16 protein-coding genes are annotated in these 22777 nt (G+C 71.5%); 10 read left to right on the forward strand and 6 right to left on the reverse strand.

Features of this window, described 5'->3' with window-relative positions:
* The first annotated feature begins 258 nt into the window (after positions 1–258).
* From AC3IYI_RS04710 to AC3IYI_RS04730, 5 genes are all read left to right on the forward strand, one after another.
* Positions 259–1134, forward strand: a complete 876-nt coding sequence (locus tag AC3IYI_RS04710) for an ABC transporter permease (RefSeq protein ID WP_489409000.1) — start codon at positions 259–261, stop codon at positions 1132–1134.
* Positions 1107–1856, forward strand: coding sequence for an ABC transporter ATP-binding protein (locus AC3IYI_RS04715; protein WP_489409001.1), 750 nt, complete (start codon positions 1107–1109; stop codon positions 1854–1856). Before AC3IYI_RS04710 ends, AC3IYI_RS04715 begins: the two co-directional genes overlap by 28 nt.
* A gap of 64 nt (positions 1857–1920) precedes the next feature.
* Positions 1921–2961 (forward strand): ABC transporter substrate-binding protein, encoded by a 1041-nt coding sequence (locus tag AC3IYI_RS04720; protein ID WP_489409002.1) that lies wholly within the window; start codon positions 1921–1923, stop codon positions 2959–2961.
* Positions 2961–4055: an LLM class flavin-dependent oxidoreductase gene (locus AC3IYI_RS04725; RefSeq protein WP_489409003.1), complete on the forward strand. Its 1095-nt coding sequence runs from the start codon at positions 2961–2963 to the stop codon at positions 4053–4055. Before AC3IYI_RS04720 ends, AC3IYI_RS04725 begins: the two co-directional genes overlap by 1 nt.
* Positions 4056–4110: 55 nt before the next feature.
* Positions 4111–5184 (forward strand): NAD(P)-binding domain-containing protein, encoded by a 1074-nt coding sequence (locus AC3IYI_RS04730; RefSeq protein ID WP_489409004.1) that lies wholly within the window; start codon positions 4111–4113, stop codon positions 5182–5184.
* Between the two features lie 120 nt (positions 5185–5304).
* On the opposite strand, the gene AC3IYI_RS04735 is transcribed toward AC3IYI_RS04730, so the two are convergent.
* The 3 genes from AC3IYI_RS04735 to AC3IYI_RS04745 all read right to left on the reverse strand — a co-directional run bounded on the left by AC3IYI_RS04735 (position 5305) and on the right by AC3IYI_RS04745 (position 9488).
* Positions 5305–6534, reverse strand: coding sequence for an IS701 family transposase (locus AC3IYI_RS04735; protein WP_489409005.1), 1230 nt, complete (start codon positions 6532–6534; stop codon positions 5305–5307).
* Positions 6535–6632: 98 nt separating this feature from the next.
* Positions 6633–7472, reverse strand: a complete 840-nt coding sequence (mltG, locus tag AC3IYI_RS04740; protein ID WP_489409006.1) for an endolytic transglycosylase MltG — start codon at positions 7470–7472, stop codon at positions 6633–6635.
* A gap of 63 nt (positions 7473–7535) precedes the next feature.
* Positions 7536–9488 (reverse strand): ABC transporter ATP-binding protein, encoded by a 1953-nt coding sequence (locus AC3IYI_RS04745; protein WP_489409007.1) that lies wholly within the window; start codon positions 9486–9488, stop codon positions 7536–7538.
* Positions 9489–9595: 107 nt separating this feature from the next.
* On the opposite strand from AC3IYI_RS04745, the gene AC3IYI_RS04750 reads away from it, so the two are divergent.
* Together AC3IYI_RS04750 and AC3IYI_RS04755 are read left to right on the forward strand one after the other, a co-directional pair.
* On the forward strand, positions 9596–10084 hold the full coding sequence (locus tag AC3IYI_RS04750; RefSeq protein ID WP_489409008.1) for a MarR family winged helix-turn-helix transcriptional regulator: 489 nt from the start codon (positions 9596–9598) through the stop codon (positions 10082–10084).
* A gap of 87 nt (positions 10085–10171) precedes the next feature.
* Positions 10172–13108, forward strand: coding sequence for an FAD-binding and (Fe-S)-binding domain-containing protein (locus AC3IYI_RS04755; RefSeq protein WP_489409009.1), 2937 nt, complete (start codon positions 10172–10174; stop codon positions 13106–13108).
* Positions 13109–13151: 43 nt separating this feature from the next.
* Here AC3IYI_RS04755 and AC3IYI_RS04760 read toward each other — a convergent pair whose 3' ends face one another.
* Positions 13152–14459, reverse strand: a complete 1308-nt coding sequence (locus AC3IYI_RS04760) for a tryptophan 2,3-dioxygenase family protein (RefSeq protein WP_489409010.1) — start codon at positions 14457–14459, stop codon at positions 13152–13154.
* A gap of 271 nt (positions 14460–14730) precedes the next feature.
* Here AC3IYI_RS04760 and AC3IYI_RS04765 point away from each other — a divergent pair, with 271 nt between their 5' ends.
* On the forward strand, positions 14731–16593 hold the full coding sequence (locus tag AC3IYI_RS04765) for an ABC transporter transmembrane domain-containing protein (protein WP_489409011.1): 1863 nt from the start codon (positions 14731–14733) through the stop codon (positions 16591–16593).
* Positions 16590–18371, forward strand: a complete 1782-nt coding sequence (locus tag AC3IYI_RS04770) for an ABC transporter ATP-binding protein (RefSeq protein ID WP_489409012.1) — start codon at positions 16590–16592, stop codon at positions 18369–18371. Before AC3IYI_RS04765 ends, AC3IYI_RS04770 begins: the two co-directional genes overlap by 4 nt.
* A 31-nt stretch (positions 18372–18402) precedes the next feature.
* On the opposite strand, the gene AC3IYI_RS04775 is transcribed toward AC3IYI_RS04770, so the two are convergent.
* Together AC3IYI_RS04775 and AC3IYI_RS04780 are read right to left on the reverse strand one after the other, a co-directional pair.
* On the reverse strand, positions 18403–19188 hold the full coding sequence (locus AC3IYI_RS04775) for a hypothetical protein (protein ID WP_489409013.1): 786 nt from the start codon (positions 19186–19188) through the stop codon (positions 18403–18405).
* 44 nt (positions 19189–19232) lie between these two features.
* A complete protein-coding gene (locus tag AC3IYI_RS04780; protein ID WP_489409014.1) occupies positions 19233–20024 on the reverse strand; it encodes a metal-dependent hydrolase in 792 nt (263 codons plus the stop codon).
* A 145-nt stretch (positions 20025–20169) separates the two neighbouring features.
* On the opposite strand from AC3IYI_RS04780, the gene AC3IYI_RS04785 reads away from it, so the two are divergent.
* Positions 20170–22692 carry a DEAD/DEAH box helicase gene (locus tag AC3IYI_RS04785; RefSeq protein ID WP_489409015.1) on the forward strand — a complete coding sequence of 841 codons (2523 nt, stop codon included), beginning with the start codon at positions 20170–20172 and terminating at the stop codon, positions 22690–22692.
* Positions 22693–22777: the final 85 nt, after the last annotated feature.

Raw genomic sequence — 22777 nt, forward strand, 5'->3', positions numbered from 1 at the left:
GCACGCCCTGAGCCGATGATTCCTTGAGCCGCTGATCCCCTGAGCCCCGGACCTCCGCGGCTCCGGTTCTCCGTGGCCCCGGACCTCCGCGGCTCCGGTTCCCCGTGGCCCCGGACCTCCGCGGCCCCCGTTCTCGCGGTTCCGGCTCTCCGCGGCTCCGCAGCCCCCGAACTCCGTCTCCGTACCGGCGTGGGGGCCGACGGGCGTGCGCTCCTCCTGCCTCACCCCCTCCCCCTCCCCTTCCGTGGAGCAGCACCCATGACCCTCACCAGCCATGCACGGCCGGATATATCGCCTAAAACACCATCCGCGCGCTCGACCGGTGGCGCCCCCGCGCTCGTACCAGTCGTACCCGCCTCGGCGAAACGCCGCTCCCCGCCCCGCTGGGCGCGGCGCACGATCGGCCCGCTCCTGCTGCTCGCCGCCTGGCAACTGGCCAGCAGCTTCGGCTGGTTGCCAGCCGACGTGCTCGCTCCGCCCTCGACCATCGCGAGCGCCGCGGCCGGCCTGATCGGGGACGGCACCCTGCCCGCCGCGATGGGGGTGTCGCTCCAGCGCGTGGCGATCGGACTCGTCCTGGGCGGGGCGGTGGGGACGGTGCTGGCGCTGCTGTCCGGGCTCTCCCGGCTGGGCGAGGACCTGATCGACGTGAGCGTGCAGATGTTGCGCACGGTGCCCTGGGTGGGCCTCATCCCGCTGTTCATCATCTGGATGGGCATCGGGGAGGCGCCGAAGGTGGCCCTCATCGCCCTCGGTACGGCCTTCCACCTGTACCTGAACGTGTACGCCGGGATCCGCGGGGTCGATGAGCAACTCATCGAAGCGGGCGGGGCCTTGGGGCTGGGCCGCTGGGGCCTGGTGCGGCACGTGGTGCTCCCGGGCGCGCTGCCCGGATTCATGACCGGCCTGCGCTACTCCCTCGCCACCGCCTGGCTGGCCCTGGTGTTCGGGGAGTCCATCAACGCCGACGCCGGGATCGGCTTCCTGATGAACCAGGCCCGCGAGTTCTTCCGCACCGACGTCATCGTCGTCTGCCTCGTCGTCTACGCCTTCCTCGGCCTCACCGCCGACCTCATCGTCCGCGCTCTCGAAAGGCTGCTGCTGCAATGGCGACCGACCTTCACCGGCCAGTGACCGCCGCCGCCTCCGTAGCGGCCGCCCCGCCCGACACCGCCGTACGAGTCCGGGGGCTGACCCGGGCCTTCGACGGCCGGGCCGTCATCGACGGACTCGATCTGACCCTGCGGGCCGGTCAGTTCACCGCGCTCCTCGGTCGCAGCGGCTGCGGCAAATCCACGCTGCTGCGCGTGCTCGCCGGCCTGGACCGGGAGATCGAGGGCGAGGTCCTGGTGCCCGAACGCCGGGCGGTGGCCTTCCAGGCTCCCCGGCTGATGCCCTGGAAGCGGGTCTGGCGCAACGTACTGCTCGGCCTGCCCGGACGCCCCGAACGCGACCGCGCGGAGCGGGCCTTGGCCGAGGTGGGGCTGGACCACCGCACCGACGCCTGGCCGAAGACCCTGTCCGGCGGCGAGGCGCAGCGGGCATCACTGGCCCGCGCCCTGGTCCGCGAACCCGATCTGCTGCTGCTGGACGAGCCGTTCGGCGCGCTCGACGCACTGACCCGGATCAACGCCCAGCGGCTCGTCGCCGAGTTGTGGCAGCGGAGCGGCTGCGCGGTGCTGCTGGTCACGCACGACGTCGACGAGGCGGTGCTGCTGGCCGACCGCGTGCTCGTGATGGACGAGGGCCGCATCGCCCACGACACCGAAGTTCTGCTGGAGCGGCCGCGCTCGGTCGGCGACCCCGGTTTCGCCGCGCTGCGCGCCCGGCTGCTGGCCGAGCTCGGCGTCGGCTGAGCTCCGGCCTGCCCCTCTGCTTCGCCTGCCCTGGTTCCCGTACGAGAGATCGAAGAGAAGCGACATGAGACGTCACACCCTGCCCCTGCTCGCCGCGCTGCTTCCGCTGTCGCTGGTCCTGACCGCCTGCGGCGGGAGTTCGGCCGCCGACACCGGCTCCGGCTCGAAGGACGGCGCCAAGAGCGGCGCCAAGGTCACCCTCAACGTGGGTGACCAGAAGGGCGGTTACGAGTCGCTGCTGCGGGCCGCCGGCGAACTGGACCAGCTCGACTACGCGATCAAGTGGTCCACCTTCACCTCCGGTCCGCCGCTGCTGGAGGCCGTCAACGCCAAGGCCGTCGACATAGGCGGCGTCGGCAACACCCCGCCCGTCTTCGCCGCCGCGGCCAAGTCGAAGATCACGGTGGTGGCGGCCACGCACGGCTCCTCCGCCGGCGAGGCGATCCTCGTGCCCAAGGACTCCGCCCTCCAGTCCCCCGCCGAGCTGCGCGGCAAGAAGATCGCGGTGGCGCAGGGCAGTTCGGCGCACTTCCAGCTCATCGCGAGCCTCCACCAGGCCGGCCTGTCCCCGGCCGACGTGCAGATCACCCTGCTCCAGCCGGCCGACGCGCTGGCCGCCTTCAACAGCGGCAAGGTCGACGCCTGGGCGATCTGGGACCCGTACACCTCCCAGGTGCTGCGCTCCGGCGCCCGCATCCTGACCAGCGGCGAGGGGGTCGTCAACGGGCTCGGCTTGCAGGTGGCGGCGCCCGGCGCACTGGCGGACGAGGGCAAGAGCAAGGCCATCGGGGACTACCTCCAGCGCCTCCAGCGCGCCCAGGAGTGGGTGTTCAAGCACCCGGCGGAGTGGGCCAAGGTGTGGTCGAAGGAGACCGGGCTGCCGTACGAGGTGGCCTTCGACGCGGTGAAGCGGAGCAACGGCACCCGGGTGCCGGTGGCCGTGGACGATGCGGCCGTGGCCTCCGAGCAGAAGATCGCCGACACCTTCGCCGAGCTGAAGCTGATCCCCGGCAAGGTCGTCTTCAAGGACTTCGTGGACACCCGCTTCAACCGGGACCTGCCGCCCTCCACCACCCCCGCGCGCACGTACGGGAAGGACTCCTGATGACGGTACGACTGCACTGGTTCCTGCCGACCGGCGGCGACGGCCGCACCCTGGTCGACCGGCACGCCTACGCCAACAACCACGCCGACGCCGGGGTGCGCGAGCCCGACATCGAGTACCTCGCGCAGATCGCGAAGGCGGCCGAGCGGCTCGGCTTCGAGGCGGTGCTGACCCCGACCGGTACCTGGTGCGAGGACGCCTGGCTGACGACGGTGGCGCTGGCGCAGCACACCGAGCGGCTGAAGTTCCTGGTGGCCTTCCGGCCGGGGGTGATCTCGCCGACGCTCGCCGCGCAGATGGCGGCGACGTACCAGCGGATCACGCGCGGCCGGCTGCTGCTCAACGTGGTCACGGGCGGCGACTCGGCGGAGCAGCGGAGGTTCGGCGACCACCTCGGGCACGATCTGCGCTACGCGCGCACGGCCGAGTTCCTCTCGGTCGTACGGGGCGTGTGGGGCGGGCAGCCCTTCGACTTCCACGGCGAGCACTACCAGATCGACGGCGGGCTCACGGCGCTGCCGCCCGACCCACTGCCGGAGATCTTCTTCGGCGGGTCCTCGGCCGCGGCGGGTCCGGTGGCCGCCGAGCACGCGGACGTCTACCTGACGTGGGGCGAGCGGCCGCAGGAGGTGAAGGAGAAGATCGACTGGATCCGTGCGCTGGCCGAGGAGCGCGGCCGGACGGTGAAGTTCGGCATCCGGCTGCACACCATCTCCCGGGATTCGGCGAAGGAGGCCTGGGCAGCGGTGGACCGGCTGCTCGGAGACCTGGACGACGCGTCCATCGCCACGGCGCAGGCGGCGCTGGGCGCGAGCGAGTCGGTCGGCCAGCAGCGAATGCTGGCCCTGCACGGCGGCTCGCGCGACAAGCTGGAGATCTCCCCGAACCTGTGGGCCGGGGTCGGCCTGGTGCGCGGGGGCGCGGGCACCGCCCTGGTCGGCAGCCACGGGGACGTGGCGGACCGGATCGAGGAGTACCACGCGCTCGGGATCGAGAACTTCGTACTGTCGGGCTATCCGCACCTGGAGGAGGCCTACTGGTTCGGCGAGGGGGTGACTCCGGAGCTCGCGGCGCGCGGCCTGCTCGCCCGCTGAGCGGGGGGATCCGGGCTCCGGGAAGATCTCGGCGCCGACCCCAGTTAGTAGAACCGTGAACGATTTCGCGGTACAGGACGTGGACGTGGTCGTCGTGGGCGCGGGGCAGGCGGGCCTGTCCGGCGCCTACCACCTGATGCGGGCGGGCATCGACCACGTGGTCCTGGACCACGCGCCGCGCCCGGGCGGCGCCTGGCAGTTCCGCTGGCCCTCGCTCACCTACGGCAAGGTCCACGGCATGCACGCGCTGCCCGGGATGGAACTCACCGGCGCCGATCCGCTGCGCCCGTCCTCCGAGGTGATCGCGGAGTACTTCGCCGCCTACGAGGACCGCTTCGACCTGCGCGTACGCCGCCCGGTCGACGTCACCGCCGTACGCGACGGGGCGGACCGCCGACTGCTGGTGGAATCCGGATCCGGCACTTGGTCGGCGCGGGCACTGATCAACGCCACCGGGACCTGGGACCGGCCGTTCTGGCCGCGCTACCCCGGGCAGGAGCTCTTCCGCGGCCGCCAGCTGCACACGGCGAACTATCCGGGGCCGGCGGAGTTCGCCGGAGCCCGGGTCATCGTGGTGGGCGGCGGCACCTCGGCGGTGCAGCACCTGCTGGAGATCGCCGAGGTGGCGGCGGAGACCACCTGGGTCACCCGTCGGCCCCCGGTGTTCCGCGACGGGAGCTTCGGCGAGGCGCAGGGCCGTGCGGCGGTGGCCCTGGTGGAGGAACGGGTACGGCAGGGGCTGCCGCCCCGGAGCGTGGTCAGCGTCACCGGGCTGCCGCTGAACGAGGCCGTCCGGGGCGGGCTGGCGTCGGGAGTCCTGGACCGCCGGCCGATGTTCGACCACCTCACCAGGAGCGGGGCCGCCTGGCCGGACGGCACCCGGGTCGAAGCGGACGTGATCCTGTGGGCGACGGGCTTCCGCCCGGTCATCGACCACCTGGCTCCGCTGCGCCTGCGCGAGCCGGGCGGCGGCATCCGGCTCGACGGCACCCGCGCGGTCCGCGACGAGCGGATCCACTTGGTCGGCTACGGTCCTTCGGCGTCGACCATCGGCGCCAACCGCGCCGGCGGCGCCGCGGTCCGCGAGATCCACCGCCTGCTCACCCGCACCCGCACCGGCATCCACTAGTAGTGCTTCGTTAGGTTCTGGGTCTGGTTCTGTTGCGGGGCAGGGGGTGGCCGCAGGTGGTGCAGGTGCCGGTCCAGCACCTCAGCAGGTCCTGGAGCACGTCCAGGATCTGGTAGAGGGTCAGGCCGGCGTGTGCGCTTTTGGGTCGAGCCGTCGCAGGGTGAGGAAGGCCTGGGCGGCGGTGACGAGGGTGACGTGGTGGTGCCAGCCGCGCCAGGTCCGGCCTTCGAAGTGGTCCAGGCCCAGTCCGTGCTTGAGTTCGCGGTAGTCGTGCTCGATCCGCCAGCGCATCTTCGCCCACCGCACCAGGTCGGCGATCGGGGTGGTGGCGGGCAGGTTGGTCATCCAGTAGCGGGTCGGCCCGTCCGCTCCTGCGGGCTGTTCGACCAGCAGGGTTCGCAGCGGCAGGACCCCGTTCCACTGGTTGCGTCCACCGGCCTGTTCCTGGGCGGTCCGGCAGGCCTCTTTGCCCGACGGACGCACTTCCAGGACAGCGAAACGCGAGGTCATCGCACCCTTGCTGCCCTGGCGCCAGGTGACTTCCCGGAAACAGGTGCCGGCATCGATGAAGCCTGGCAGGGACTGTGCCGCCTCGCGGTAGCGGGCCAGTGTGGGCGGCCCCAGCCCGCCGTAAGCCGGCTGGAGGGGCTCGGCGGCGGCAGGCCGTGCGACTTCTTTGGGATCGACCGCCATCACGTAGGACCATCCGCGTTCCTCCAGCGCGAGCCGGAACGCGACGCTGCGGCCGTAGCCGGCATCGGCCACGATCACCGGCACCCGCGGCAACCAGGTGGCGAGGCGGTCGAGCAGACCCAGAGCAAGACGGATCTTGGAGACATGCCCGATCTCGTCGGGCACCCCGGCCCTCCGCCGCCGCCCCTCGTCCCCGGCCCAGTCCTCGGGCAGGAACAACTCCCACTCCAACGGGCAGGACGCGAAGTCGGTCGCTGCGTGGACGCTGACCGCGACCTGGCAGTTGGCCGTCTTGCCCAACGCGCCGCAGTACTGCCGGGCCACTCCCGCCGACGCCGTCCCGCACTTGGGGAACGACACGTCGTCGACCACCCACACCTCGGGCCCGACAGCTTCCGTCAGCCGCTCGGCGATCCTCCGCCGCACCGGCAGCGGATCCCACGGCGACTGATTCACGAACTGCTGCAAGGCCTGCATGTTCCCGTCCGGCAACCGCTCGGCCATCGGCTGGATCGACTTACGCCGCCCGTCCAGCATCAAACCCCGCAGATAACACCCGCCCCACCTGCGCTGATCCCGCCGCGGAAGCGAAGCGAACACATCGGCAACGAACTCCGCCAACTCGCCACGGAGCCGTTCCACCTCCCCAAGCCTCATAACCGGAGGATGCCCACCACCAGGCGATAGATCACCCGACGTAACGAAGCACTACTAGGCCGTCTCTTTCGGATCTCGGCCGGCCCTCGCGGAGTGCCTCAGGTCGCGCGCGAGGCTGCCCGGATCCGGTTGAACTCGGCCACGTGCCGCCTGTGTTCCTCGTACGTCGCCGAGAAGCGGGTGTCTCCCTGCTTCACGGTGACGAAGAAGAGCCAGTTCCCGGGGGTCGGGGCCACCGCGGCCGCCATGGCCTGCAGGCCGGGGCTGTCGATCGGGGTGGGCGGCAGTCCTTGGCGCTCGTAGGTGTTGAAGGGGCTGTCGATCTTCGTCTCGCTCAGCTTGGTGTCCACCGTGGAGCGGTTCAGCGCGTAGTTGATGGTGGAGTCCATCTGGAGCGGCATCGATTTCGCCAGCCGGTTGTGCACCACCCGGGCGACCTTGCCCATGTCCCCGCGGGTCTCGGCCTCCGCCTCGATGATGCTGGCGAGGGTGGCCGTCTGGTACGGGGTCATCCCGTGGGCCTTGCCGCCGTCCGCGACGGCCTGGGTGGCGAGGCTCTTGTTGGCCGTCTCGACCATGTACGTGAGCAGGGAGGCCGGGGTGGACCGCGAGGTCACCGGATAGGTGGCCGGGAAGAGGTACCCCTCCGGATTGCCATTCGCCTCGGCGGGCAGGGGCAGGGCGGCCGTGGCGGCCGTGGCCTTGGCGGAGCCGGCCGGGAGTTTCAGTTCGCGGTCGATGGCGGCGTAGACCTGCGGGGCCCGCCAGCCCTCGGGGATCAGCAACTGGCGCGGCTTCTCGGGCGGTTCCTCGCCGGGAAACAAGGGGATCAGGAGGGCTGCCCCGAGTCCCAGGACGGTTCCGAGGAAGAGCGCCAGCCTGCCCCGGCGGGTGAGCCGGGAACGGCGCGGTGACGGCGGCCGGTTCTCATGACGCATGCGGGCACGCTAACCCGCGAGCCGCCGGATTCCCGACATCCCACCCGTGTGCCGGTCATACGATCACACGTTCACCGGGGTCGGCTCCGTGCCGCGCAGGGTGTCCGGCTTGAACGCCCCGGGCTTCAGCAGATCCGCCGTGCGCATCTCGGAACCGAGTGCCCCGGACAGGAGCCCTCCGGACGTCTGAGTCTCCGGCTTGAGCGCACTCTCCTGGTCGCGCCGGACCAGGGCGGCGTACCGGCCGTCGGCCTTGAGCAGTTCTTCGTGGGTGCCGCGCTCCGCGATCCGGCCTCCGTCGAGCACCACGATCTGGTCGGCGTCGCGGACGGTGGAGAGCCGGTGGGCGATGGTGATGGTGGTGCGGCCCTGGGAGAGGTTGTCGATGGCACGCTGCACGGCGTGCTCGGTGCGGGTGTCCAGCGCACTGGTGGCCTCGTCGAGGATGAGCACCGGCGGGTCGCGCAGGATGGTGCGCGCGATGGCCAGGCGCTGCTTCTCTCCACCGGAGAACCGGTAGCCGCGCTCGCCGACCAGGGTGTCGTACCCGTCGGGCAGGGACTCGATGTGATCGTGGATCTGGGCCGCGCGGGCCGCCTCCGCTATCTCCTCGTCGGTGGCGTCCGGCTTGGCGAAGCGCAGGTTGTCGGCGACGGAGGCGTGGAAGAGGTAGGTCTCCTGGGAGACCACGCCGATGGAGCGGGCCAGGGAGTCGAAGTCGAGGTCGCGCACGTCGACGCCGTCGAGGGCGACCCGGCCGCCGGTGACGTCGTAGAGCCGGGGCACGAGGTAGCTCAGCGTGCTCTTGCCGGATCCGGTCGGCCCGACCACCGCGAGGGAACCACCGGCCGGAACCGTGATGTCGATGCCCGTCAGGGTGGGGCCGCTCTTGGCCTCGTAGGCGAAGTGGACGTCCTCCAGGCGGACCTCACCCTTGGCGCGGTCGAGGCGGACGGGGTCCTCGCGCTCGGTGATGTCCACCGGCAGGTCGAGGTACTCGAAGATGCGGGCGAAGAGCGCCAGGGAGGTCTGGATCTGGACGCCGGTCGACAACAGGCTCACGGCGGGCCGGAACAGCCCCTGCTGGAGGGTGACGAAGGCGACGAGGGTACCGACCGAGAGCGAGGGGGCTCCGGTCTGCAGGGCTATGCCGGCCGCCCAGTAGATGAGCGCGGGCATGGCGGCCATGACGATGCCGATGGTGGACATCCGCCAGCGCCCGGCCATGCTGGAGCGCACTTCGAGGTCGACGAGCTTCTCGGACTCCTCCGCGAAGGAGGTGGTGAGCGAATCGGCGCGGCCCATCGTGCGGCCGAGCAGGATGCCGCTGACCGACAGGGACTCGGTGACCGTCGCGGCCATCGCGGCCATCTGCTTCTGCCGCTGCGCGGTGATCTTCTTGCGCTCCCCGCCGACGCGGCGGCTGATCCACACGAAGACGGGCAGCAGGGCGAGCGAGACGAGCGTGAGCCGCCAGTCGAGCGCGAGCATGGCGACGACGGAGGCGATGACGGCCGTCGCGTTCGAGACGAGGGAGGTCGCCGTGGAGGTGACCGTGGCCTGCATGCCGCCGATGTCATTGGCGATGCGGGACTGCACCTCGCCGGTCCGCGTACGGGTGAAGAAGGCCAGCGGCATCCGCTGCAGCTGTGCGTAGACGGCGGTGCGCAGATCGTGCATGACGCGCTGGCCGACGGTGGTGGATATCAGGGTCTGGAGCACGCCGAAGATGCTGGTGACGACCGCGGTCGCGATCATGCCGAGGGCGAGCAGGCTGAGCAGCCCGGTACGGCCCTGCGGGATCGCGACGTCGAGGACCTCCTTGAGCAGGAAGGGGGTGGCGACCCCGACCAGCGAGGAGGCGGCGACCAGCACGCCGACGACGGCGAGGCGGCCGCGGTAGGGGCGGAAGAGAGCGACGATGCGGCGCAGCTCGCGCGGCCGCTCGTCCGGGGCGGGACCGGTGGGGTCCAGGGATTCTTTCGATGGTTCCCACTCGGGTTCTTTGGGGCGCATCGGCCTCCTTCATGACAGGTGACGAGACTCGAATGAGCATAGCTCATTGTTACCTATACTCACAATGAATCTGGTCCTGATATCGTTCCCATTATGAGGACCGCAGCATGAGCACCGCTCCCGAGACCGAGACCACCGGCAGCACCGACGGCACTGACACCACAGACAGCGTGCTCGCCGAGCAGCTGCTCCGCCTGACCCGGCGGCTCCACCGCATCCAGAAGCGCCATCTGGAGCCGCTCGGCATCACCCCGGCCCAGTCCCGGCTGCTGCGCACCGTCGCCCACCTCTCGACGGCGCGGCCGCCCCGGATGGCGGACCTCGCCGCCCGCCTGGAGGTGGTGCCCCGTGCCGTGACCACGCTGGTCGACGGCCTGGAGGGCGCCGACTGCGTCCGCCGCGTGCCCGACCCGGAGAACCGCCGCGTCATAAGGATCGAGCTCACCGACACCGGCCGCGCCACGCTGCGCCGACTGCGCAACGCGCGAACCGGCGCCGCAGAGGAGATCCTGGCTCCATTGACCGCCGATCAGCGCGAGGTGCTCGGCGGTCTGCTGAACGCTCTGGCGGACGCTCCGGCGGAGCACGGCTGCTGACGGGCGACGGTCCGGCCGGGACCGGGCCGGGGCTGCGCCGAACGAGTGAGAACGACCGACACGGCGCGAGTTGAGGGGCTGCTGCACATGCCACTGCTGGAACCGAAGCCGGGGGCCCTGCGCCCGCGCACCATCAGCGGCCCCGCCCCCGACCGAGTGCCGGACCGCGCCTCGACGGGCACCCCCGAGGTACTGCGCAGCGAGCTGGCCGAGCTGCTGGGCGCCGACAAGGTGCTCTCGGGCATCTCCGACCTGGTCCGCTACGCGTCCGACGCCTCCCCGTACCGCTTCATCCCGCAGGTCGTGGTGATCGCCGAGGACATCGACGACGTCTCCGCCGTCCTGTCCTACGCCCACGGCAAGCAGCGCGAGGTGGTCTTCCGGGCCGCCGGGACCTCGCTCAACGGCCAGGCCCAGGGCGAGGACATCCTCGTCGACGTCCGCCGCCACTGGGCCGGGGTCGAGGTGCTCGAGGAGGGCCTGCGCGCCCGGATCCAGCCCGGCACCACCGTCGTGCGCGCCAACGCCGCGCTGGCCCGCCGCGGCCGGGTCCTCGGCCCGGACCCGGCCAGCGCCATCGCCTGCACCCTCGGCGGAGTCGTCGCGAACAACGCCTCCGGCATGACGGCGGGCACCACGAGGAACTCGTACCGCACCCTGTCCTCCCTCACCTTCGTCCTGCCGAGCGGCACCGTCGTGGACACCGCCGACCCGCTCGCCGACGAGGAGCTGAAGCACGCCGAGCCCGCCCTGTGCCACGGTCTGATGGAGATCAAGAAGGAGATCGAGGCCGATCCGGAGCTCGTCGCGCGCATCCGGGCCAAGTACGAGATCAAGAACACCACCGGCTACCGCCTCGACGCCTACCTCGACGGCGCCACCCCGGTGGAGATCCTGCGCGGGCTGATGGTCGGCTCCGAGGGCACGCTCGGCTTCATCGCCGAGGTCGTCTTCGACACCCTGCCGCTGGACCGCGAGCTCACCAGCGCCCTGCTCTTCTTCCCCTCGCTGCCCGCCGCGGCCGCCGCCGTACCGCTCTTCAACAAGGCGGGGGCGCTGGCCGTCGAGCTGATGGACGGCAACACCCTGCGCGCCTCGGTGAGCGTCGCGGGCGTCCCCGCCGACTGGGCTCGGCTGCCCAAGGACACCACCGCGCTGCTGGTGGAGTTCCGGGCCCCCGACGAGGCCGGCCGCGCGGAGTACGAGCGGCGCGCCGCCGAGGTGCTGGCCGGGCTGGACCTGGTGGCGCCGGTGGCTTCGGTGACCAATGCCTTCACCCGCGACGCCAAGACCATCTCCGGCTACTGGAAGGCCCGCAAGGCCTTCGTCACCGCCGTCGGCGGGGCCCGCGCGTCCGGCACCACCCTGATCACCGAGGATTTTGCGGTCCCCCCGTCCCGGCTGGCCGAGGCCTGCGAGGCCCTCCTCGCACTCCAGGCGGAGCACGGCTTCGACGCCGCCGTCGCCGGTCACGCCGCCCACGGAAACCTGCACTTCCTGCTCGCCTTCGACGCCGCCCGGCCCGCGGACGTGGAGCGGTACGCCGCGTTCATGGAGGCCTTCTGCCGGCTCACCGTGGAGCGCTTCGACGGCTCCCTGAAGGCCGAGCACTCCACCGGCCGCAACATGGCCCCCTTCCTGGAACTGGAGTGGGGGCCCCGGGCGACCGAGATGATGTGGCGCACCAAGCGGGTCATCGACCCCGACCTGGTCCTCGCCCCGCGGATCCTCCTGGACCGCGACCCGAAGGCGCACCTGCGCGGCCTCAAGACGATCCCGCAGGTGGAGGCCGTCGCCGATCCCTGCATCGAGTGCGGGTTCTGCGAACCGACCTGCCCCAGCGAGGACCTGACGACCACCCCGCGCCAGCGGATCGTGCTGCGCCGGGAGATGATGCGCCAGCAGCCCGGCTCCCCCGTGCTCGCCGGTCTGCTCGACGCGTACGGGTACGACGCCGTGGACACCTGCGCCGGCGACTCCACCTGCAAGCTCGCCTGCCCCGTCGGCATCGACACCGGCGCCCTGATGAAGGACTTCCGCCACCGCCGGCACAGCCCGCGCGAGGAGCGCGCGGCCGAGCTAGCCGCCCTGAGCTTCGGCGCGGTCGAAGTGGCCGCGCGGCTGGCCGTGGCCGCCGCCGACAAGATCACCGACGCCGTCGGGGACCGGATCCTGCAGGCCGTGACGGGGGCCGCGCGCAAGGCCGTACGGCCCGACCTGGTTCCGGCGTGGCTGCCGCAGGTTCCCGGCGCCGCGGCCCGCAAGCTGCCCGCCACCCGGCGCGCGGGCGCCGCTGCGGTGTACTACCCGGCCTGCGTCAACCGGATCTTCGGCGGTCCGGGAGACCGGCCCGGGCCTTCCCTCCCCGAGGCCGTGGTGGCGGTGTCGGAGAGGGCCGGCAGGCCGGTGTGGATCCCCGGGGACGTCCGGGGCACCTGCTGCGCGACGATCTGGCACTCCAAGGGGTACGACGCCGGCAACCGCGTGATGGCCAACCGGATCGTGGAGGCCGCCTGGGGCTGGACGGCTGGCGGGCGGCTGCCGCTCGTGGTCGACGCGTCCTCCTGCACCCTGGGCATCGCGCACGAGGTGGTCCCGTACCTGACCGACGACAACCGCTCGCTCCACGCCGAGCTGCGGATCGTCGACTCCATCGTCTGGGCCGCCGAGGAGCTGCTGCCGCACCTGGAGGTCCGGCGCACGGTGGGCTCGGCGGTGCTCCACCCCACCTGTTCGATGCGGCACCTGGACGACGAGGCGCAGCTACGGGCGGTGGCCGAGGCCTGCGCCGACGAGGTGGTGGTCCCGTACGACGCGGGGTGCTGCGCCTTCGCGGGCGACCGCGGCATGCTCCACCCGGAGCTGACGGAGTCGGCGACGGCGCGCGAGGCCGCCGAGGTGACGGCGCGGGAGTTCGACGCGCACCTGTCGGCGAACCGGATGTGCGAGGTGGGCATGGACCGGGCCACGGGCCGCAGCTACTACTCGGCGCTGCTGGAACTGGAGCGCGCCACCCGGCCGTAGCGGCGGCAACGCGCGGCTGCGCGCGCTGCGGAGGCTTCGGCGGTCAGGGGCTGGTGTCCAGTTGCCAGAACAGTCGGTTCCCCAGGCATTCCGTCAGGTAGGGAACGCCGTCGGTGTAGCCCGAACCATGGGCGTCGCCGAGCATGCGTGCGGCGAGCCCGCGATGTGCCGACTTCCACCGCTGGTGCCCGCCCTCCAGACGGCTGATCGCCATGTCGAGGCGGTTCCACCGCGCCCGGTCGAAACGCCCCTCGTTCCGGAGGTCGAGATAGGCCCGGGTGACGGTGTCGTGGCCCGGATCTTCCGCCTCGGCCCGTACGGCGGGCACGCTCGTGAATGCGGACGACTGGAGGCGCGGTATGGGCGGAACACCGCACAGGCTCTCGAACCGTTTGTACTGCTCGGACTGAATGGCGCTGGCACCCTGGGTGTACTGCCGGAAGGCTGAGAACTGCTCCGCCCTCATCGTGGCCACGACGCGGAAGAGCGTCGCGGCCCGCTCGAACGTCACCACCGCGTGATCCATCAGCTCCACGGCCCGTTCCGGATTCCCTGCGCGCAGCGCCCCGATCACCTTCTTCATGACTTCCGCTATGACGGTGAAATACATTTCGTGGGCCTGGAGAGCGCGGATGAAGAAGTATTCGTCGTGAACGACGTAGACGGGCTGGACGGTGACGTCGAACCACCGGGCGCCGTCCGTCGCCGGCGGCCGGGGCAGGCGGTCGACGAGGCCTTCGAGGCGGGACTGGGGAGTGTGCGCCAGCCGCGACGGAAGGTCGTCGGCCTCCGGCTGACCGAGCCCCGTCGACACGAGTCGCAAGGCGTGCCTCAACCGCGTACTCAGCGTCGACGCATCCGGCCGGCCCCGCCCTGGCTCTTCGGGCGACCCGGCGGCCGCCTCGATCTCGAACCGGACCACGTCGGCCATCAGCAGGGTCGACATCCGGTCCACGCTCAGCGCGGCGCGCGGGTCGGCCGCGAGGAGCTCCAGGACCGGCAGCGCGAGGTAGGTGCGGTTCTGGAAACGCCCCTCGTGTTTGTCGAGGGCGCAGTCGAGAAAAGCGCTGAGGATCGGGCGGTTCGCCCCATGCCGTCGCCTGATGTCACTCAATCGCACAAGTGCTCGATCCGTAAGGAAATGCTTCCCCGTCCGCCGCACATGTTCCGTCACGGACCGGGCGAGGGAAATGCCGTCGGATTCCTCCGGCATTCGGTCGGCAGCTGCCCAGCGCTTGATCTCGCGCAGGGCCGACGCCCGCGATCCGCACGTGTCGCGAAGCGCGCAAGGGCAACCCTTATCCATTTTTCGCACGCATGCGATCGTATTGATCTCAGGATTCGTCGCCATGTGTCTCTCCCAAGCCGTCCTGCGGAGTGAAGGGTCGCTTTCCACTAGGCATGATCGAAAGACCGCACGTCATGTCTCGGGAATTCGTGCCTTGACAGAAGACACCCGGCGGGCCCGGTGTCCCCGGCAGGACGGCGTCGCGTTCCGGCTCGCGCGCCGGGTGAGCAGCCTCGCCGCGAAGAGCTTTGGCCAACGGAAAATCGATTGCCCCGGACCGGTCCGGAACGCGAACCTTGCACGGTTTGGAACACTCGACCAGTCATGGGGCGTCATGCAGATCAGCGATCTTCCGTATCCGGACCCAGGGGTACCCGACGCTCGCTCCGGCCCCCGCTTCCTCTGGTGGCTGGGTCGGGGCCAACTCGGCGGACAGGCCAAAAGCCTGTGCTGGGGGCTGCTCCACTTCGGCGGCATCGCGGGCCTGCCGTACACCGTGGGCATGGGCATCGACGCGGTCGTGGACGGCGACGGCGCCCGACTGCTGTGGGTCGGCGGTCTGATCGCGCTGCTCGGCGTCGCGATCTCGCTCGGCGACGCGATGCTGCACCGCACGGCCGTCACCAACTGGATCACCGCCGCCGCGCGGGTCCAGCAGCTGCTCGCCCGCAAGACCGCCGAGCTGGGTTCCGCCCTGACCCGGCGGGTCGCGGCGGGCGAGGTGGTGGCCGTGTCCACGGGCGACGTGGAGAAGATCGGCTGGTTCGTCGAGGCGGTCTCCCGCTTCCTGGCCGCCGCCCTGACCCTGGTCATCGGCTGCGTCGTCCTGCTCTTCTACGCGCCCACGATCGGCGTGGTCGTCGCCATCGGCATACCGGTGCTCGCCCTGGCCGTCCTGCCGCTGCTGCCGCGCGCCACCCGACGCGCCGACGTCCAGCGGGAAAAGGCGGGCCGGGCCACCGAGCTGGCCTCGGACACCGTGGCGGGGCTGCGCGTCCTGCGCGGCATCGGCGGCGAGGAACTCTTCCTCGGCCGCTACCGCGAGGCCTCGCAGCAGGTCCGCGAAGCGGCGGTGCACAGTGCCCGGATGTGGGCCCTGATCTCCGCGATCCAGGTGCTGCTGCCGGGCGCGCTGCTGGTCACGGTGGTCTGGTACGGGGCCGCGCTCGTGCTGGACGGCCGGCTGGACGTCGGCGAACTCGTCGCCGCCTTCAGCGCGGTGGCCACCATGCTCTACCCGCTGCGGCACTTCGAGGAGATCGCGATGGCGTACTCCTTCTCGCGCCCCTCCGCCAAGCGGGCGGCGCGGGTGCTGTCGCTGACACGGACCGACGCGAAGGCGGAGGCCGGCGCGGAGCCGGTCGCCCGCGCGCAGCCGGTGGTCGCCGCCCAGGTTCCGCGTACCCCGGCCCCCGGCGCCGACCTGTACGACCCCGAGACCGGACTGCTCGTCCCCGCGGCCCGGTTCACCGCCGTGGTGTGCGGGGACCCCGACCTGGCGGGCCGCCTCGCGGAGCGCCTGGGCGGGCACCCGATGGACGCCGCGGCCGGGCCCTCCGTCCTGCTGGGCGGGGTCGCGCTGGACGAGCTCGCGCTCGACACCGCGCGCACGCTGGTCCTCGTACAGGACAAGGATCCGGTCCTGCTGTCCGGGACGCTGCGCGCGCTGTTCGACGTACCGGCGTCCGGGGCGGTCGAAGCGTCGGCGGCGCTCGCGGCGGCCCAGTGCGCGGACGTGCTGGACGCCCTGCTGCAGTCCGCCCCGGACGGGGTGGACGACCCGATGGACGCCCGGATCACCGAGCGCGGCCGCTCGCTGTCCGGTGGGCAGCGCCAGCGGCTGGCACTCGCGCGGTCCCTGGTGACCGATCCCGAGGTGCTGGTGCTGGACGAGCCGACCTCCGCGGTCGACTCGCACACCGAGGCCCGGATCGCGGACGGGATCTCGGCCCTGCGCGCCGGGCGCACGACGGTGGTGCTGGCTTCCTCGCCACTGCTGCTGGACCGCGCCGACCGGGTCGTCCTGATCCACGAGGGCAAGGCGGCGGCGAGCGGCACGCACCGCGAGCTGCTCCACGGCGACCCGCGCTACCGGGCGGTCGTAACCCGCCAGACCGAGGAAGAACAGCGGGCCGAAGAAGAACAGCGGCTCCCCCAGCTGGAATCCGTACTGACAGAGATCGAGGAATCCGCATGATCGGCGTGGCGCCGCCACCGTACGATCCGGCCGCCCCGGAAACGGCCGCGACCCTGCCCGTGGGCAGCTCCGCGACCGTACGGGGCTACGTGCGCGGCCTGTTCCGCCGCCACCGGCGGGCCTTCCTGATCCTGGTGGGCGTCAACACCGTCGCGGTGATCGCCTCCATGGTCGGCCCGTACCTGCTGGGCCAGGTCGTGGACCGGCTCTCGGAAGGAGCCCGCGAACTCCATCTGGGCCGGGTGGGGCTCCTGTTCGCCCTGGCGCTCGGCGTCCAGACCGTGTTCGTGCGGCTGGTCCGGCTGCGCGGGGCGATGCTCGGCGAGGAGATGCTGGCCGATCTGCGCGAGGACTTCCTCGTGCGGTCGGTGGGCCTGCCGCCGGGCGTGCTGGAGCGCGCGGGAACCGGTGACCTGCTGTCGCGGATCACCACCGACATCGACCGGCTGGCCAACGCGATGCGCGAGGCCGTGCCGCAGCTGGCCATCGGCGTGGTCTGGGCGGGGCTGCTCTACGGGGCGCTCGCCGTGACCGCGCCGCCGCTCGCGCTGGCCGCTCTGGTGGCGCTGCCGGTGCTGGTGGTCGGCTGCCGCTGGTACTTCAAGCGGGCGCCCCGGGCCTATCGTTCCGAGGCGGCCGGGTACGCGGCGGTCGCCGCCGTGCTGACCGAGACGGTGGACGCGGGCCGCACCATCGAGGCGCACCGTCTCGGCGGGCGCCGGATCGAGCTCTCGGAGCGGCGGATCAAGGAGTGGACGGCGTGGGAGCGGTACACGCTGTTCCTGCGGACGGTCCTCTTCCCCGTCGTCAACGTCACCTACGTGACGATCCTCGGCTCGGTGCTGATGATCGGCGGGTACTGCGTGATCCAGGGCTGGATGTCGGTGGGGCAGCTGACCACGGGCGCCCTGCTCGCGCAGATGATGGTCGATCCGATCGGCCTGATCCTGCGCTGGTACGACGAACTGCAGGTCGCGCAGGTCTCGCTGGCCCGGCTGGTGGGCGTGCGGGAGATCCAGCCTGATGCGGGCGACGCGGGCGTCTCCCCTGACGGCAGGGACGTCCAGGCGGAACAGGTGCACTTCGGGTACCGCGAGGGCGTCGACGTACTGCACCAGGTGTCGATGTCGGTGCCGCCGGGCACCCGGATGGCCCTGGTCGGGCCTTCGGGCGCCGGCAAGTCCACGCTGGGCCGGCTCCTGGCGGGCATCTACGCGCCGCGGACCGGTGAGATCACCCTCGGCGGGGCGCGGCTGTCACAGATGCCGGCGGAGCGGGTGCGCGAGCACGTGGCCCTGGTGAACCAGGAGCACCACGTGTTCGTGGGTTCCCTGCGGGACAACCTGAGGCTGGCGCGCACGCAGGCCGGTGACGCCGAGCTGTGGGCGGCGCTCGGCGCCGTCGACGCGCAGGACTGGGCGCGGGCGCTGGACGCCGGCCTGGACACCGAGGTCGGCTCGGGGGCAGCGGCGCTGACCCCGGCCCAGGCCCAGCAGATCGCGCTGGCCCGACTGGTGCTGGCCGATCCGCACACGCTCGTACTGGACGAGGCCACTTCGCTGCTGGACCCGCGCGCGGCCCGGCACTTGGAGCGCTCGCTGGCCCGGGTGCTGGACGGCCGCACGGTGATCGCGATCGCGCACCGGCTGCACACCGCGCACGACGCGGACGTGATCGCGGTGGTCGAGGCCGGCCGCATCACCGAGCTCGGCTCGCACGACGCCCTGGTCGAGGCCGACGGCGCGTACGCCGCCCTGTGGCGCTCCTGGCACGGCTGATCCGCGCCACCCCGCCCGCCCCTGGACGCGTCTAGGTGGTCCAGGGCAGGCGGACGGCCTCGATCTCGGGGTCGGCGAGGAGCGCGTCGACGAGCGTGCGGGGGCCGCAGACCTTGGTAGCCCAGAGGTCGTAGTCGGTGTACACGATCCAGGAGCGGTCCTCTGCCCACAGGTTGGCGGGGCTGAAGTCCGCCTCCGGATTGCCGTAGAGGGCGTACGCGTCCCCGAGCCGACCCGCCCGGACGCGGAGGCTGTCGAAGTCGTAGTCGCCGGTCGTCAGCGGGTTGTAGTAGGCCAGGCACCGAGTGTCCGGGCCCCCGGGGCCGTGCGCGGTGAGCAGGCCGACCAGCCGGTCCCAGGTCGGCCGGTCAAGGCTGCCCTCGGTGGGCGGCCGGATGCCGACGGGCCAGCTCCCGTCCTTCTTCATCGAGGGGAAGCAGCGCAGCGACGGATACTTCCCTTCCGGGACCACGGGGTCCCCGCACCGGGCGGACAGCTCCGCCCAGCGCAGGCGTCGGTACCGCGGCCCAGGGTGCTCCGCACGTCCCAGGCCGCCGCCCGTGGTGACCCCCGCTTCCAGGTCGATGTCACCGATCCGGTGAGGTTCGATGCCGCCGGCCGCGAGAGCCGCCTGACGCGCCTCGTGGTGGGAGATGCCCAGGATGCCGCCGGTGTGCTCGTACATCGCGTTCAGCACCCAGGCCGCGTCCGGCCTGCGGGGCGGTTCGAAACCGGTGAGCCCGTCCCCGCACAGTTCGGTCAGCCAGTCGGTCTCCGAGGACGGCGCGATCGGCCACAGCTCGTGTAGGGCAACCATCCCCGCAGGCTACGGGCGGTATACGCGAGAGGAACCGCCAGGGCCTAGAAGAAGCCGAGGGCCGAGGCCCCGCCGACTCCGCCCAGCAGCATGAACACGGGCATGAGGACCTTGAGCTCCACCCAGCTTCCGGCGCGGAAGCGCATCATCTTCGGCGGGCCGATCGGGTACCAGCGCTTGCCCCCGATGGGCAGGGGCCACAGGATCGGGCAGCCGGAGACGGTCAGGGCGTCGCCGATGTCGTGGACCAGGGCGCCGAGCACGATGGGGATGCCGAGCCACAGGTATTCCTGGCCGGGGGCGGTGAAGAGCCAGTCGGAGCCGTTGCCGGGCTGGTCGAGGACGCCGGCCAGTATCCATGCGCTGGTCGCGCCGAGCAGCCAGACCAGGACGTCGCTGGACATGCGGGCTGCCTTCCACAGCAGGCCTTCGACGGCGAGGACCAGGTGGATGAAGAGGAGGGCGAGCACGCCCCAGCGGTCCGCGGTGACGGCGAGCGCGGAGGAGCCGGCGCCGATCAGGACGGCCCAGACCCAGGTGTGGGTGAGGGTGCGGTGGCCTCCGCTGCGGCGGGCGTCGCGCGGGGCCCGGGTGGCTTTGTAGACCCCGTAGGAGATCTTGTCGACCACCTCGCACAGGCCCCGGGAGAGTGGACCGAAGGCGCGGGAGATCGTCGCCGACTTGTGGTCCAGGTCGGGGGCGAGGGCGGCTCCGGCGCAGATGAGCGCGCCGACGACGAGGACGGGCCAGGGCATCGAGTGTCCCGAGGCGGCCGCCGCGGCGCCCACCCCCAGCCAGGCCGCTGCCCCGGACAGTGAGTGCGCCGGACCCATCATGGTCGTTCCCCGCCCCGGTGGTGTGCTGGTCGGGCCCTGTTGACGGTGTCGTTCGGGCCGCATCGACGGCACAGCGTACCGCCGATGATCTTCCTTCTGTCCGCCGGTTCCCTGATCCGGGGGGAAGCCAGGCAAGATGGGGGGTGTGACCCTCATCGATCAGCTCCCGCCGAACGCCGACCCCGACGCCCTCTTCGAGGCTTTCTCCTCGTGGGCGGAGGACCAGGGCATCACCCTGTACCCGGCTCAGGAAGAAGCGCTGATCGAGGTCGTCTCGGGCGCGAACGTGATCCTGTCCACCCCGACCGGCTCCGGCAAGAGCCTGGTGGCGGCGGGCGCGCACTTCACCGCCCTGGCCCAGGACAAGGTCACCTTCTACACCGCGCCGATCAAGGCGCTGGTGTCGGAGAAGTTCTTCGACCTGTGCAAGCTCTTCGGCACCGAGAACGTCGGCATGCTGACCGGCGACGCCTCGGTGAACTCGGACGCCCCGGTGATCTGCTGCACCGCCGAGGTGCTGGCCTCGATCGCCCTGCGCGACGGCAAGTACGCCGACATCGGCCAGGTCGTGATGGACGAGTTCCACTTCTACGCGGAGCCGGACCGCGGCTGGGCCTGGCAGATCCCGATCCTGGAGCTTCCGCAGGCGCAGTTCATCCTGATGTCGGCGACGCTCGGCGACATGAAGCGGTTCGAGGAGGACCTGACCCGGCGCACCGGCCGGCCCACCTCGGTGGTCCGCTCGGTGACCCGTCCCGTCCCGCTGTCGTACGAGTACGTCACGACGCCGATCACCGACACCATCACCGAGCTGCTGGAGACCCGGCAGGCGCCGGTCTACATCGTGCACTTCACCCAGGCCCAGGCGGTCGAGCGGGCGCAGTCGCTGATGAGCATCAACATGTGCACCCGCGAGGAGAAGGACAAGATCGCCGAGCTGATCGGCAACTTCCGCTTCACCACCAAGTTCGGCCAGAACCTCTCGCGCTACGTCCGGCACGGCATCGGCGTGCACCACGCGGGCATGCTGCCCAAGTACCGCCGTCTGGTGGAGAAGCTGGCCCAGGCCGGTCTGCTGAAGGTCATCTGCGGCACCGACACCCTCGGCGTCGGCGTCAACGTCCCGATCCGCACGGTGCTGTTCACGGCGCTGACCAAGTACGACGGCACCCGGGTCCGCACGCTCCGCGCCCGGGAGTTCCACCAGATCGCCGGCCGGGCCGGCCGGGCCGGCTTCGACACCGCCGGCTATGTGGTGGCCCAGGCGCCCGAGCACGTCATCGAGAACGAGAAGGCCCTGGCGAAGGCGGGCGACGACCCGAAGAAGCGCCGCAAGGTGGTCCGCAAGAAGGCCCCGGAGGGCTTCGTGGCCTGGTCGGACACCACCTTCGAGAAGCTCATCGGCGCCGACCCGGAGGCGCTGACCTCGCGCTTCAAGGTCACCAACATCATGCTCCTGTCGGTCATCGCCCGGCCCGGCGACGCCTTCAAGGCGATGCGCCACCTGCTCGAGGACAACCACGAGCCGCGCAAGGCCCAGCTGCGCCACATCCGCCGGGCCATCGCGATCTACCGCTCCCTGCTGGACGGCGGTGTCGTCGAGAAGCTCGACACCCCGGACGCCGAGGGCCGCACGATCCGGCTGACCGTCGACCTGCAGCAGGACTTCGCCCTGAACCAGCCGCTGTCCACCTTCGCGCTGGCCTCCTTCGACCTGCTGGACCCGGAGTCGCCTTCCTACGCGCTGGACATGGTCTCGGTCGTGGAGTCCACGCTGGACGACCCGCGCCAGATCCTCGCCGCCCAGCAGAACAAGGAACGCGGCATGGCCGTGGGCGCGATGAAGGCCGACGGGGTCGAGTACGAGGAGCGGATGGAGCGGCTCCAGGAGATCACCTATCCCAAGCCCCTCGAAGAGCTGCTCCTGCACGCCTACGACGTGTACAGCAAGAGCCACCCGTGGGTCCGCGACCACCCCGTCTCCCCGAAGTCGATCATCCGCGACATGTACGAACGCGCGATGACCTTCACCGAGTTCACCTCGTACTACGAACTGGCGCGCACCGAGGGCATCGTGCTGCGCTACCTGGCGAGCGCCTTCAAGGCTCTGGACCACACCATCCCCGACGACCTCAAGTCCGAGGACCTCCAGGACCTGATCGAGTGGCTCGGCGAGCTGGTCCGCCAGGTCGACTCCAGCCTGCTCGACGAGTGGGAGCAGCTGGCGAACCCGGAGGTGGAGACGGCGGAGCAGGCCCAGGAGAAGGCCGACCAGGTCAAGCCGGTCACCGCGAACGCCCGCGCCTTCCGCGTCCTGGTCCGCAACGCCATGTTCCGCCGCGTGGAGCTGGCGGCCCTGGACCACGTCAACGTGCTGGGCGAGCTGGACGGCGACTCCGGCTGGGACGCCGACGCCTGGGGCGATGCCATGGACGGCTACTGGGACGAGTACGACGATCTGGGCACGGGCCCCGACGCGCGCGGCCCCAAGCTGCTCCAGATCGAGGAGGACCCGGCGCACGGCCTGTGGCGCGTCCGGCAGACCTTCGCCGACCCCAACGGGGACCATGGCTGGGGCATCAGCGCCGAGGTGGACCTCGCCGCCTCCGACGAGGAGGGCCGTGCGGTCCTGCGCGTCACCTCGGTCGGCGAACTCGGCCAGCTCTGACCTCCTCCCGGCTCCGCCCGGGCGGACACCCGCCCCGCAACCGACCGGCGCCGTCACGGCCGCCGGGCCCGACAGTGGAGATCCT

The sequence above is a fragment of the Streptomyces sp. GL_148 genome (genome assembly GCF_057834205.1).